The sequence below is a fragment of the Halolamina litorea genome, from assembly GCF_026616205.1.
Classification (GTDB): domain Archaea; phylum Halobacteriota; class Halobacteria; order Halobacteriales; family Haloferacaceae; genus Halolamina; species Halolamina litorea.
On sequence record NZ_JANHGR010000002.1, the window covers coordinates 483,410 to 495,725 of the forward strand.

11 protein-coding genes and 1 tRNA gene are annotated in these 12,316 nt (G+C 67.6%); 3 read left to right on the forward strand and 9 right to left on the reverse strand.

What is annotated here, in order from left to right; all coding sequences use genetic code 11:
• Nucleotides 1–103: 103 nt before the first annotated feature.
• The 7 genes from NO998_RS13430 to NO998_RS13460 all read right to left on the reverse strand — a co-directional run bounded on the left by NO998_RS13430 (nucleotide 104) and on the right by NO998_RS13460 (nucleotide 8,285).
• Entirely contained in the window at nucleotides 104–1,450 is a 1,347-nt protein-coding gene (locus tag NO998_RS13430; RefSeq protein WP_267647762.1) for an MFS transporter, read from the reverse strand.
• A complete protein-coding gene (locus tag NO998_RS13435) occupies nucleotides 1,450–3,270 on the reverse strand; it encodes a permease (protein ID WP_267647764.1) in 1,821 nt (606 codons plus the stop codon). The genes NO998_RS13430 and NO998_RS13435 overlap by 1 nt, the downstream gene beginning before the upstream one ends.
• Before the next feature lie 113 nt (nucleotides 3,271–3,383).
• On the reverse strand, nucleotides 3,384–4,463 hold the full coding sequence (locus tag NO998_RS13440; protein ID WP_267647765.1) for a WD40/YVTN/BNR-like repeat-containing protein: 1,080 nt from the start codon (nucleotides 4,461–4,463) through the stop codon (nucleotides 3,384–3,386).
• Nucleotides 4,464–4,574: 111 nt separating this feature from the next.
• On the reverse strand, nucleotides 4,575–5,822 hold the full coding sequence (locus NO998_RS13445; RefSeq protein ID WP_267647766.1) for a DUF7972 family membrane protein: 1,248 nt from the start codon (nucleotides 5,820–5,822) through the stop codon (nucleotides 4,575–4,577).
• A 2-nt stretch (nucleotides 5,823–5,824) separates the two neighbouring features.
• The gene (locus NO998_RS13450; protein ID WP_267647767.1) at nucleotides 5,825–6,946 is read right to left on the reverse strand and encodes a TIGR00341 family protein; all 1,122 of its coding nucleotides are present in this window, start codon (nucleotides 6,944–6,946) and stop codon (nucleotides 5,825–5,827) included.
• 162 nt (nucleotides 6,947–7,108) lie between these two features.
• Entirely contained in the window at nucleotides 7,109–7,420 is a 312-nt protein-coding gene (locus tag NO998_RS13455; protein ID WP_267647768.1) for a DUF8113 family protein, read from the reverse strand.
• Nucleotide 7,421: 1 nt separating this feature from the next.
• Nucleotides 7,422–8,285: a ubiquinol-cytochrome c reductase iron-sulfur subunit gene (locus tag NO998_RS13460; protein ID WP_267647769.1), complete on the reverse strand. Its 864-nt coding sequence runs from the start codon at nucleotides 8,283–8,285 to the stop codon at nucleotides 7,422–7,424.
• 124 nt (nucleotides 8,286–8,409) lie between these two features.
• Here NO998_RS13460 and NO998_RS13465 point away from each other — a divergent pair, with 124 nt between their 5' ends.
• From NO998_RS13465 to NO998_RS13475, 3 genes are all read left to right on the forward strand, one after another.
• Nucleotides 8,410–9,372 carry a succinylglutamate desuccinylase/aspartoacylase family protein gene (locus NO998_RS13465; protein ID WP_267647770.1) on the forward strand — a complete coding sequence of 321 codons (963 nt, stop codon included), beginning with the start codon at nucleotides 8,410–8,412 and terminating at the stop codon, nucleotides 9,370–9,372.
• A gap of 43 nt (nucleotides 9,373–9,415) precedes the next feature.
• Nucleotides 9,416–9,498: transfer RNA gene (locus NO998_RS13470), tRNA-Leu, on the forward strand.
• A 215-nt stretch (nucleotides 9,499–9,713) separates the two neighbouring features.
• Nucleotides 9,714–9,902, forward strand: a complete 189-nt coding sequence (locus NO998_RS13475; protein WP_267647772.1) for a DUF8015 family protein — start codon at nucleotides 9,714–9,716, stop codon at nucleotides 9,900–9,902.
• A gap of 236 nt (nucleotides 9,903–10,138) precedes the next feature.
• Here the strand turns inward: NO998_RS13475 and NO998_RS13480 are convergent, their stop codons facing one another.
• Together NO998_RS13480 and NO998_RS13485 are read right to left on the reverse strand one after the other, a co-directional pair.
• The gene (locus NO998_RS13480; RefSeq protein WP_267647774.1) at nucleotides 10,139–11,494 is read right to left on the reverse strand and encodes an LLM class flavin-dependent oxidoreductase; all 1,356 of its coding nucleotides are present in this window, start codon (nucleotides 11,492–11,494) and stop codon (nucleotides 10,139–10,141) included.
• A gap of 131 nt (nucleotides 11,495–11,625) precedes the next feature.
• Entirely contained in the window at nucleotides 11,626–12,297 is a 672-nt protein-coding gene (locus NO998_RS13485) for a TIGR00266 family protein (RefSeq protein ID WP_267647775.1), read from the reverse strand.
• Nucleotides 12,298–12,316: the final 19 nt, after the last annotated feature.

The window sequence follows — 12,316 nt, forward strand, 5'->3', positions numbered from 1 at the left end:
GGCGCCGGCGTGGCTCCTTGCCCCACCCCGGCGTCGGTCACGTCGTGTAGTGTCGACACAGAGGATTCCGAAAAGCGTTCGCCCTGTCCCCCGCTGCCGGCGGTCATTCGCCGACGAAGACGATGAACTGTCGGAGGCCGACCAGCGCCGTCGCGCCGGCGACGAAGAAGGCGATGGAGGGGCCGCCGAGGCCCATGACGATGTCCTTTGGCAACCCGTAGAGCAGGCCGGCGACGATGCCGCCCGGCACGGCGGCGGCGTCGCGGGCCAAGTGGGTCGACTGGACGACGGTGTCGAGGTCGTGGTCGACGTTCGGCACCACGTCCGACTCGATCCGTTCCCGGAACAGCGCCCGGCGGGCCGGCACGCCCGCAAAGCGCAGGCCGAAGAAGCCGAACAGCAGGCCGATCAGCACCGCGTTCGACGGTATCAACACGAGCATGATCGGAAACCCGGCCGCCGCGAGGCCGCCGATCATCACCACTCGCCTGTTCCCCAGTCGGTCCGCGACCGCGTGGCCGAACAGCACGGAGCCGAGGCCGACGATCAGTTCGGTCGCGACGAGGATGCCGAAGAAGGCCTCCGGGGGGAGCGAGAACGGCCCGATGTCGATCCCGATACCGTGGTACTGTGCGATCACGATGATCAGGAAGACGTGGATCATCGCCTCCGAGAAGTGGACCAGCGAGTCGCCGTACAGCGCCGACCGGAGGTCGTCGGTCAGCGCGCCGAGGGAGCTCCTGACCGCCTCGAACGGCGGGCGCGTGACCGAGAGGTCGGGGAACTCCGTGCTGTCGTGGAGCACCATCAGCGACGCCGCCGCGAAGAAGCCGATGCCGGCGATGAACGCCGCCATCACCTGCACGCTGGCCTCGAAGTTCCCGACGAACACCAGCACGAACGTCGCCGGAAACAGCAACAGGAACGAACCGGTGCGCTTCATCGCCTCGACGCCGGTCAGGCTCCCGCCGGCGTGGGCTTCGTCGACCTGTGACTGGATCCTGATCTCGTCGTAGAGCGCGCCCGGACCGTGGGTCTGCCACGTCATCACCAGTATCGTCCCGACGGTGATGAGCACCCACGGCGGCACGGGGACGAAGAACCCGAACTCCCCGGCGAGCACCCACAGCACCGTCCCCTTCGACGCCACCGACGCGATGGCGAGCGTCGCCCGTTTCGAACTCAGGTTCCGGAACTTTGGGTAGAGGTAGGGGTAGGCCGTCTCGACCAGCAGCGCCACGGAGGCGTAGAGACCGATGATGCCGAACCCGGCCCCGGTCCGGTTCATGTACTCCGGGATGAACCAACTGATCACGTCTATCGAGAGCGAGAAGGCGAGCGTCGATACCGAGAGCACCAACATCCCCGGCTCCATCCCGGCGAAGTCGGACAGCGAGGAGGGCCAGCGGGTGTCCGTCTCGACTTCGCCGTACAGCAGTGCGTCGAACACTACTCGGCCTCCGGATCACCGAACTCGAAGCCGCCGTCCTCGCCGGCAAACTGGAACGCGCCGGTGTCGTCGTCCTCGGCGTCGGTCCAGTCCCCGTCCTCCCAGCTATCGTCCTCGTCCCAGCCGTCGTCTCGCTCGGACGCCTCCCCGTCCCGGGCGCCGGCGACGAGGTCGTCCGAGGCCGGTTCCGCGGGTGGTTCCGCCGGGACTGGCTCCTCGGCGACGGCCGCCGACGAGCCGGTGTTTCGCGTGTTCCCGTCGGGTAGCGGCTCCGGATCGGTCGTTCTGCCGACCGAGTCCTCACTGGCGCCGCTCCCCGGCTCCGTGCCCGACGCGCGTCGGTGGTCGTAGGGTTCGCTCCCGTTGGATCCGGTGGCCGGGGTCCCGTCGGGGCCGTCGTCAGCAGCGGGTTTGAGCTTCTCCTCCTCCCGTTCGAGGGTATCCGCGGTCTCACCCGCCACGTCGCCGGCGGCGCTCGCGGCGGTGCCGAACACGTCCGACAGCGCTTCCATCACGCCCTTGAAGCGCCCGTAGTTGGCCGTCGCGGTCCCGAACGTCCGCTCGAAGCGGTAGTAGTAGCTCCCGAGGACGCCGATGGTGTCGAGAACCGTGTCGCCGATCACGTCCCGGCCGTAGGAGGCCGTCAGTTGGGCGACGAACAGCGCCGTGAAGGCGATGTTGAGCCAGACCGTGTACGTGTCGGGGGCCGTCCCCCCAGCCGTCCCCTGTACCGGGATCAGGCTCGTGAACATGAACAGGTAGTGGACGATGACGCCGGCGACGACGCTGGCCGACGCCATCGCGGCGAACAGCACCATCGCGATCCGCATCCCGTAGTACTTCCTGTAGGTGTTGACGATGGGCGGGATCACCATGTCCGCGTAGATGAACGACAGCACCGCGCCGAAGGGGAGCCCGTTGGTCCACAACACCAGCGCGAAGGGGATGTTCCCGACCGAACAGACGAACGTCACCGTCGCGATGAACACGCCGATGATGGCGCCGTAGGTCACCCAGAGCAGCCCCGAACTGTCCGCCTGGAACAGGTCCAGCCACCACGAGGAGGGGACGAAGGCGGTGACGAAGCCGGCGATGATGAAGCCGATGGCGATGTCGTCCCAGAGCATGTCCCACTCCCGGACCGAGTTGCTCGCGGCCCGTCGCCAACCGCTCTTCGAGAGGAGGCCCGGGGGCTCGTCGTCCTTGACGCGCTTTGCGTCGGCGTCGTTCATCGCCTCCCACGCGTTGAGACAGCCCCCACAGCAGAAGTAGAGCGTCTCGCCGTCGTACTCGGTCTCGACGGTCTCCTCGTCGTGGGGCGGCGCCGCCATCCCACACGCCGGACACTCCGTCTCGTCGAGTTCGAGGAGGTTCTCGTAGGCTTCGTCCCACCAGTGGTCCGGCACCCGGCGGTAGATAAGCGTCAGCAGGACGATGACGATGAGGCCGCCGACGAACTCCGCGAGGACGAACTTCCAGCCCAACAGCACCCACATCACGAGGCCGAGTTCGATCACCAAGTCCGTCGCGGCGAACATGAACGCGCCGAACGCCGCCGTCGGCGACGCACCCTTCTTGAACAGGGTCTTCGCCGTCGACACCGCGGAGTACGAACACGACGAGGAGGCGACGCCGAACAGCGTCCCGTAGCCGACCTCGCGCCAGCCATCGTCGCCGAGGTACTCCGTCATCTGCTCTTCGGTCGTGAACACCTCGATGGCGCCGGTGATGGTGAACCCCAGCACCAGCGCCCACCACGTGTCCCACGCCATACCGGTGGTTGCGCCGATGGCGTGACCGAGTGTGGTGAATATCCCCATCTGTGTCCAGTCCCCCGGCGCCCCCCGGCGCCGCTTCCGTGACTCGCTTACCCGCCTAACACAGGACTTCCCTTTAGGTCTTGGCGCCGTGCTACTCGTTCCCGTCCCCGGGTTCAGTTGGCGTCGCCGGAGGGGAACCGCTCGACGATGGCACCGCTCGCCCCGACGGCGACGTGGGGTGAGGCCTCGTTACCGTAGATGACGCTGCGCAGCGAGACGCTGTCGAAGCTCCCGACCTGCTCCCAGCGGCCGTCGGTGAGGTCGTACACCTCGCCCTCGCCGGTACAAGCCAGTCCGGTCTGGCGGTCGACGATGTCGATGCCGTAGACGCTCGCGCCGCCGGCGCTGGTGTCGGTCCACGTTCGACCGTTGTATCGGTACACTGCGCCGGCGTCGGCGCTGACGTAGACGGTGTTCTCGTCGGCGGCGCCGATGCTCTGGAGGGCGTGTTCGGCGCCCCGAACCCCGACCTTGTTCCAGCCGCCGCCGGTGTTGGTCGTGCGGTAGAGCCCGCCGGAGCTGTCGGCGAGGAAGCCGACGTTGGCGGTCGGGAACTCCATGTCGACCAGGCTGGAGCCGCCTGCCGGCTCCCGGACGTCCTGCCAGTCGATGTTCTGGCCGTCGCGCTTGCCCCGGAGCAGTTCGCCGCTGCCGTTGCCGACGAAGATCTGTTCGTTGCGCCGGGTGCCGCCGACGGCGATGGTCTCCCACGTCGAGGTCTTCTCGCCGGGGGCGGAGTAGTCGAGGATCTGCTGCTCCTTGGGTTCGTAGACGCCGATCGAACCGCTCGAACCACAGAACCAGACGTTGCTCCCGTCGGCGGGTGTCGAGGCGTCGTAAAGGGTGTTCCCGACGACCTCGAGGTCGTTACTGTCGTCGATTCGCTCCCACATCCCGTGACAGCGGCCGACGATGATGCCGTCCTCGCCGACGGCGAACACGCCGGCCCGCGAGACAACCACGTCGTACAGCGTCTTCTGGGTCGGCGACTCCGCTCGGTGCCACTCGCCGGTGGCTTGATCGGAGACCTGTTTGTCGTCGATCGGAGTCGACTCGCCCATCGAGGTGGCGGGGCCGGCGGTCGAGGTGTCCCCGCCGGTGCCGTCACCGCCGCCACTCCCCAGACAGCCCGCGAACGCGGCCGCGGTACCGAGCGCGGCGAACGCCCGGCGCGTGAATCGTCGGCGACTCATGGGCGTCCAACACAGTCGAGCCTGTTCTATGTAGGGGGTCGATCTGCGCTCCAGAAACACACCGATCGCCGCGCACTCGGGCGATTAGTGCCGGCGACGACGTCGAGCGGCTCAGTTCCCCTTCTGCGGGGTGAACGCCCCGGGTGCGGAGGTCCGCTTGATGACCGTGGCGATCCGTAGGATGTACGAGAACAGTACGGAGAACGCGAAGAACGCCGCGGTCATCCCGACGCTGACGAGGACGACGATCTCGGTGCCGTAGCTCACGTCCGGGCGCCCGTTGGCGAACACCATGATGATGAACATCGACCAGAGCAGCGCGTTGATGCCCGCGTAGGCGATGTACCGCGAGAACGCCGCCAACTCCTGCTGGAGGTACATCGTCTTGAAGTACGCCCGCGTCACGTCGAGGCTCTCCAACAGGTCCTGCATGTCCGCGAGGTCCTGCCGTGTCTCGGCCGGGATCTCGGTGTACACCCGGCGGAGCTGTTGGAGGCGGTTGATGTCCCGGGAGTAGTCGTCGTCCATCATCGGCACCAGCACGTCGATGATCGAGGGGTCGCCCTCGACGGCCCGCTCCACGTCGGCGATGGCGCTCTCGGCGTCGTTCGCGACGGCCTCGATGTCGCTTTTCGCCGGTTCGTCGATCGCGTCGACGCCGGCGCGCAGGCTCCCGATCCGGTCGTGGAGCGTGTCGGTCGCCACGTCGATGAACCCCGCGGGGTCGGTGGGCGTGACGACGGTCCTCGGCGACAGGTCGGCGACCTCACTGCGGAACTCCTCGACGCTCTCGATACGCTGTTCGATACCGCCCAGCGAACTCGACAGCCCCGTCATCGAGAGGCTGTTCACCCCGACCACGACCGGGGTAAAGGAGAACAGCCCCGCGATGATCGTCGAGAACATCTCTACCACGAAGTCGGCCTGGCTGATCCCGATCACGTCGGTCGCTCCCAACGCGAGCGAGAGCAGGAAAAACGAGACCGTCATCGTCCAGATGACCGTCCAGCGGTTCCCCGAGAGCAGCAGCCAGTGCTGGAGCGGGTCCTCCCGGTCGGTGTCGCGGGCCTTCCCCAGCAGCGCCACGAACCCCGCGAACGCGATGCGAGCGAGCACCTGAAGGAAGCGCTTGACCATCCGGCCGACGTTCTGGACCGCCTCCGGCACGCTCGACTCGCCGTTGCTGGTCGCCAGCGGGTCCGGGTCGGCCTCGGCGCTCGCACGCTCGGTACTGCTGTCGGGCGTGTCGGCCGACTCGCCGTTCCCGACCGGTTCCCAACGTTCGTCGTCGCCCGGGAGGTCGGACGGCTCCTCGCCGCCGTTCCCGTCGCCACCCCTCGGATCGTCGTGTTCGGACATGATTAGGAGAGAACCGTCTGTAGCCGCGTTTCGACGCCGGAGAGGCCCTCGGTGACGGTGGGACCGAGCAGCGAGCCGACGGTCGTTTCTGGGTGGAGCCGCGAGACGAACAGTCCGAGCACCACCGACGCGACCACGAGCGTCGCACCCCGCCGGAGCAGGACGCCCCGGACCCGGCTCCGCTCGTCGACGTCCATCGGCTGGTAGCCGAGGTACCAGAACGTCACCACGGCGACGACGTTCAGGATGGCGACGTTCATCACCGCCAGCCCCAGCGAGCCGAGCGCGGTCACGGGTCTGAGCCACGCGATGGCCACCCCGGCCGTGGCGAACGCCGGCATGATCGCCGCCGCCACCATCACGCCGACCAGTTCCGTCGAACTGTTCGTCGCCAGCGAGACCGCGCCCGCGATCCCGGCGCCGACGGCGATCGTCGCCAGCAGGTACGCCGGCGCGGTGTGCTGGCTCAGCGAGAGCACCGACGCGATGTCGAGGCTCCCGGCGAGCCCCCCGCGGGTCTTCGCGAGCCACGCGAACGCCGTCGAGCCGAGCAGCGCCATCGCCCCGCCCCGGAGTTGGTAGCTCATCCCCCGCGAGAACAGCGTCCGGTCGTCGATGGTCGTTGCCGCCCCCGTCGCGAGCACCGGGCCGAGCAGCGGTGCGATCACCATCGCCCCGATCAGAACCGAGAGCGCTTCCAACAGCACGCCAGCGGTCATCACGATCGCGCTCACGCCGGTCAAGACGGTGTAGATGACGTAGTCGGGCAGCAGTTCCGCCGCCTTCGAGTGCAGTTCCCGGCGGGAGATGCGGTCGGGCGAGAACGCGCCGCCGCTGTCGATGGCGGTGTTGGCGGTCCCGAACCGGTTCGAGACCACCGTCTCCGGATCGTAGACGATGGTGTACATCTCGCCAGTGGTCTCGACGCTGGCGAGTCGCTCCTGTACCGACTCCACCCGCGGCGCGGGGATCGGGAACGAGACTAACCCGGAGGCGTTGGGGTTGTCGGTCCGGTCAGAGACGTTGTAGTCCAGCCCCTCGGCTTCGAGCACGTCCAGCACGTCGCCACGGGCCCCCTCCGACAGCAACATCACCTCGATCAGCCGCATGTCCTGTCGGGGCATCGCTACCGCCCCTGACAGCCCCGCCGGTGTCGATACTCGGGCGGGATCAGAGTGGGTGTTCGGTCGCGCACGGTGGGTCGGCGGCCGGAAACGGCGGCCGTATCGTTCGACCGAACACGAGCGATTCTTATAAAAATGGTCGCGGGGTCGCCGACGACCCGACTACTCCGACTCCAACTGCTCGGCGAGCGTCACGGCGTCGGCGGCGACGGTGGTGTAGTCGACGCCGGCTTCGTCGGAGACCAGACGGATGTGGGAGGCGAGCAGCGAGAGCGCCTGCATCCCCTCCTGTTGGGCGTCGTCGGCCTGCTGGGCGAACGTGGAGTCGACCTCCCGACCGTCCCGGACGACGCCGACGTACAGCGCGGTGGCGTCCTCCGAGAGCAGGTCCCTGGCCTCCGCGACCCGCCGGGCGAACTCCTCGTCGTCCGTCTCGTCGACCGCTTCGGGGTCGGCGTCGGTGTCGTCGCTCACGTTACTCGGGGCGCGGGCGGGCCACGAACAGCGTCTCGACGATGCTGAACGGGTCGTACACTGACTGGTGGCAGGCACAGTAGGAGCCGTCCTCGCCGTTGAACGTCGAGGAGGACGGGTCCTGCTTGTAGCCCGGCACACAGCAGAAGTGGGTACACTTGTTGAGCCACGCGATGAACCCCTGATCGGTGCTCGCGCTCAGCCAGTCGACGATGGACTGGTCGGCGTCGGTGTTGCCGTTGGCGATGTCCTCGATGATCGGACTCCGGATCACCTGGATCGGGATGGTGTTCTCGGTGTCCTCGGAGCGCCAGCGACCGGTCGCGGGCTTCCCGAGCCCCGAATCGCCGATCCCGTTGCCCCACGACTCGTAGTCGTCGAACATCTCGACGTTGAGTCGGTCCCCGCCTTCGAGTTCGGAGCTCTGCCACTCGTAGCCCGGGCCGGAGTCCGAGCGGAAGTAGTTCTCGGACTCGTAGCTCGGGACGATCCCCTGGTAGGACTCGACGCCACAGTACTGGAACCACTCGGATGAGTAGGTCTTGCCGCCCATCTCCATCTCGGCGACTTCGACGGTCCGGCCACCCTGGTCGACCTCCTCGACCTCGGGCCAGACTCCCTTGACGTAGCCTTCGTCGTCGACCTCGACGGGAATCTGGGGCATCCCGCGCGGCGCGGGGCCCGCGGTGTTCTCGATGGCCATCGCGGTCGTCGAGCCACCACCCTCACCGGGGGAGGTGGTCGCCGTGTTGACACCGACCGCGCCGGTCATCCCGACGGCGGCCAGCCCCGCGCCGCCGACGACCCCCTTCACGAACCGCCGTCGCCCGGACTCGGCGGGATACTTGTCCTCGTCTGCGCTCATGGTTGGTAGGTCGGAACCGCGTTCTCAAAAGCATGGCGAAGCGCACGGGACCCGCCGACGCCACGGGTCGCCGCTCCTCACTGTCGGCCGGTGGTGCAAAGACCCCGGCGCTCCTCGCACCGCTATGCACGACTCCAAGCGTGTCACGCTCGCCCGACTCCCCTCGGGCGTCGAACTCGAGACGACGATCCACACGTACGGCGACGGCAACGGACCGACGCTGTACGTCCAAGCCGCCCAGCACGGACGGGAGATCAACGGCAGCGAGGTCTTACGGCGGCTCCACGCCGAACTGCTCGCCCGACAGGACGACTTCTCGGGGACGCTCGTCGCCGTTCCTGTTGCTGATCCGATCACGTTCGACCGGGTGTCCTACACCGCCCCGGAGGCGCTCGACTCGGTGAACGCCAACATGAACCGCTGCTGGCCCGGCGACGAGGACGGCACGCTCCACGAGCGCATGGCGGCGACGCTCTGGGAGTACGCCGGCGACGCCGACGCCATCGTCGACCTCCACACCGGCGGGAAGGAGATGCTGAGCCACACGGTCTACCTGAAAGGCGACGCCGAGTGCCGCGCGCTGGCGGAGTCGTTCGGTCACGACCTCCTGCTCGCGGAAGCCGCCGGCGAGGACGCCGACGCCGAGTGGGCCGACCGCGGCTTCAACGGGAAACTCCGCGTCGCGGCCACGCAGGCGGGAATCCCGACGATCACGCCCGAACTCGCCCACAACACCGAACTGGTGGAGGACGCCATCGACGCCGGCGTCGCGGGGATGCTGGATACGCTGCGGCACCTCGACATGCTACCGGGCGAGCCCGCGCCGACGAACGCCACCATCGCGCGGAACCACCTCGGCCGGGTGAAAGCCGCCGACTCGGGGCTGTTCCACGTCGACGGCGACGTGGCGCTGGGTGACTACGTCGAGCCGGGCGATCACGTCGGCGTCGTTTACGACCCGACGAGCTACGAGGTGCTGCAGGAGGTCACGGTCGACCGCGAGGGGATCGTCTACTCGCTGGAGCAGGAAGCGACGGTGACCGCGGGCGCGACGCTGATCGGCGTCGCCCTGCTGCTGGAGGAGTAGCGACCGAAACCGACTTGCCCGATAGCGGGGAAGCGTTGAGCGCGCGAGGGTGGCCGAGTGGCCAAAGGCGGCGGGCTTAAGACCCGCTTGTGTAGACATTCGTGGGTTCGAATCCCTCCCCTCGCATTTCTCTGCTCGGAGTGAACACGGAGAGCAGGAAATGCCGCGGGAGGGTTCGGACACAGCGAACGAGCGCTAGCGAGTTCGCGTGGTTCGAATCCCTCCCCGGCCGTCCTCTTCTACACCGACACCATCACCCATCGACGCCCATCGACGCCCCTTGAGGACCACAGAACCCGGCACAAGAACTTTGAGGATCTCGCTAATTACATCTAATTACCATGCTCCCGTCGTCGGCACCGGCCCGCGCCGACTTCCACCTGCTGTTCATCCCGCTGGCGCTCGTGGCCGGCCTCCTGTTCGGTATCGCCTCCCCGCTCTCGATCGGCGTCGGCGGCGCCGCCGGCTCGCTGCTCGCCGGTACCGCCGTCCTCGACGGTATCGCGTTGCACCCGCCCACGGAGAACTGACCGGCGCTGTCGCTAGTCGAACGACCCTTCGGAGACGAATCGCCGTCGCTGGCCGAGTAGTGTTAGCGAAAACGGGCCGCGGCGCCCCCGAAAAAACCGGGGCGGCGCGAGCCCGGTTGGTCCCCGCTGACGCTTCGGCCCTCCAAAGCGAAGCGTCACTACGTGCTTGTGGGTGGAACAACTTAAAGCTATTCGCCCAGGGTTTCTCCCGGAGTATCCCTATCCGCCTTCAGTCTTCACTGCCGGGCCGGGTGGTCCGCGGGGAGGCGGGACTGTCCCTCGCCGTAGAGTCGCTCTCGGACTGTCTCTCCCTCGTACTCGGTGCGGAACAGCCCGCGCTCCTGCAGTTCCGGCACCACCTGATCCACGAACTCGTCGAGGCTGCCGGTGCGGACCGCCTCCTTCACGTTGAAGCCGTCGACGCCGACCTCCTCGTGCCAGTAGACCAGTTCGTCGGCGACCTGTTCGGGCGTGCCGACGACGATGGGCGACGTGGAGCCGAGCCCGGAGAACTCCGCGACCTCGCGGACGGTCCACTCGCGGTCGGGGTCCGACTGCGTGAACGCGTTCATCGTCCCCTGGATCGCTTGGGTCTCGATGTGCTCGACCTTCTGGTCCGGATCGAGCTCGGAGAGGTCCATGTCGAGGAACCCCGAGAGCAGCGCCAGCGTCGCCTCCACGTCGATCGACTCCTTGAGCGCCTCGTACTTCGCCTCGGCCTCCTCCTCGGTGGGGGCGACGATCGGCACGACGCCGATGAAAAAGGAGATCGAGTCCTCGTCGCGGCCGGCGTCGGCGGCCCGCGCTTTCACGTCCGCCATGTACTCGACGACCCCCTCCTCGGTGGGCTGGGAGCAGAACACCGCCTCGGCGTTGCGCGCGGCGAAGTCCCGGCCGTACTCCGAGGAGCCGGCTTGGTAGATCACGGGGGTCCGCTGGGGCGAGGGCTCGGAGCCGTGCGGACCCGGGACATCGAAGAACTCCCCCTCGTGGTCGATGCTGTGGACCTTCTCGGGGTCGGTGTAGCGCCCGGCGTCGGCGTCCCGAACGACGGCGTCGTCCTCCCACGAGTCCTCCCAGAGCGCGTAGCAGACTTCGAGGAACTCGGCGGCGCGCTCGTAGCGGCTCTCCTTCTCCATGCGCTCGTCGAGGCCGAGGTTGTCGGCGGCAGACTCGAGGTAGGAGGTCACGACGTTGAACGCCACGCGGCCGTCGGTGAGGTGATCGAGCGTGGAGAACTCCCGGGCGAGCTGGTAAGGGTGGTTGTAGGTTGTCGACTTGGTGATCGCGAAGCCGAGATCGTCGGTGACCTCCGCCATCGCGGGGACGGCCAGCGCGGGGTCGTTCGAGGGCGTCTGAACGGCCTTCTCGATCGCCGTCTCGCGGTCGCCACCGTACACGTCGTAGATCCCGCGCACGTCGGCGAAGAACACGGCGTCGAACTTCCCGCGCTCGGCGGTCCGGGCCACGTCGGTCCAGTACTCGCGGTCGGTGTACTCCGCGGACCGGTCGCCGGCACGGCGCCACGTCCCCGGCGAGACGTGCTCGACGGAGTTCATCGTGAAGAGGTTGAGGTGGAGACGCTCGCTCATCTTGGTTGCTGGTCGTCGCCTGTGGCTTAGGTACTACTCGGTGCCGGCGAAAGAGTGGGGTTTCGTGGACACGTGTGAACGGTCGTGTTCGAATCTGTTCATCGGATGGGCGTCGACGGCGCCCCGGTGACTCAGTTGGGGCTCGTGGGGATCTTCGGGATGAGCCACGCGAGGAACGAACTCTCGCTGCGCGACTGGAGCCAGACTGTCCCGTCGCCGGTGAAGTTACAGACGAGTCCCTCGCCGCTGGTGAGCGTCGACTTCAGCCCGCCGACGCGCCGGACCGTGAAGTCGAGGCTCTCCTCGAAGGCGACGATGTGGCCCGTATCGACCACGAAGTCGTCGCGGTCGCTCACGTCCACCGCCTGAATGGCGCCGTAACTGGACATGAACAGCGGCCCGCTCCCCGTCACCCGCAGGAGGACCAGCCCCTCCCCGCCGAGGAAGGACTTCGCGCCGCCGAACTCCGAGTCGACGTCGAGGCTCGGATCGCCGGCGATGTAGGAGGACGACTGGACGTACACCGTTTCGTCGTCGAGTTCTCGGTGGACGATGTCGCCCGGCAGCACCGGCGCGAACTGGACGTCGCCGGGCGCCGTCGCGTGGAAGGTGTTCTGGAAGAAACTCTCGCCGCCGAGCGACCGGGTGAGTGACTTCAGGAACCCGCCGGTCGCGTTCGTCTCCATCTCGATGCTCGTGTCGTGGCTCACCATCGCGCCGGACTCGGCGCGGATGCTCTCACCCTCCTCGAGGGAGACGGTCAGTAGCGAAAACGATGGTCGGTAGGAGATGTCGTGCTCCATGTCGGCGAGATGATGTTCC

Excerpts from the sequence above, each read along its gene's own strand:
- NO998_RS13485 (WP_267647775.1), bottom strand. The coding sequence starts at position 12,297 with ATGGAGCACGACATCTCCTACCGACCATCGTTTTCGCTACTGACCGTC.
- NO998_RS13480 (WP_267647774.1), bottom strand. The coding sequence starts at position 11,494 with ATGAGCGAGCGTCTCCACCTCAACCTCTTCACGATGAACTCCGTCGAG.
- NO998_RS13465 (WP_267647770.1), top strand. The coding sequence starts at position 8,410 with ATGCACGACTCCAAGCGTGTCACGCTCGCCCGACTCCCCTCGGGCGTC.
- NO998_RS13435 (WP_267647764.1), bottom strand. The coding sequence starts at position 3,270 with ATGGGGATATTCACCACACTCGGTCACGCCATCGGCGCAACCACCGGT.
- NO998_RS13445 (WP_267647766.1), bottom strand. The coding sequence starts at position 5,822 with ATGTCCGAACACGACGATCCGAGGGGTGGCGACGGGAACGGCGGCGAG.
- NO998_RS13450 (WP_267647767.1), bottom strand. The coding sequence starts at position 6,946 with ATGCCCCGACAGGACATGCGGCTGATCGAGGTGATGTTGCTGTCGGAG.
- NO998_RS13475 (WP_267647772.1), top strand. The coding sequence starts at position 9,714 with ATGCTCCCGTCGTCGGCACCGGCCCGCGCCGACTTCCACCTGCTGTTC.
- NO998_RS13440 (WP_267647765.1), bottom strand. The coding sequence starts at position 4,463 with ATGAGTCGCCGACGATTCACGCGCCGGGCGTTCGCCGCGCTCGGTACC.
- NO998_RS13460 (WP_267647769.1), bottom strand. The coding sequence starts at position 8,285 with ATGAGCGCAGACGAGGACAAGTATCCCGCCGAGTCCGGGCGACGGCGG.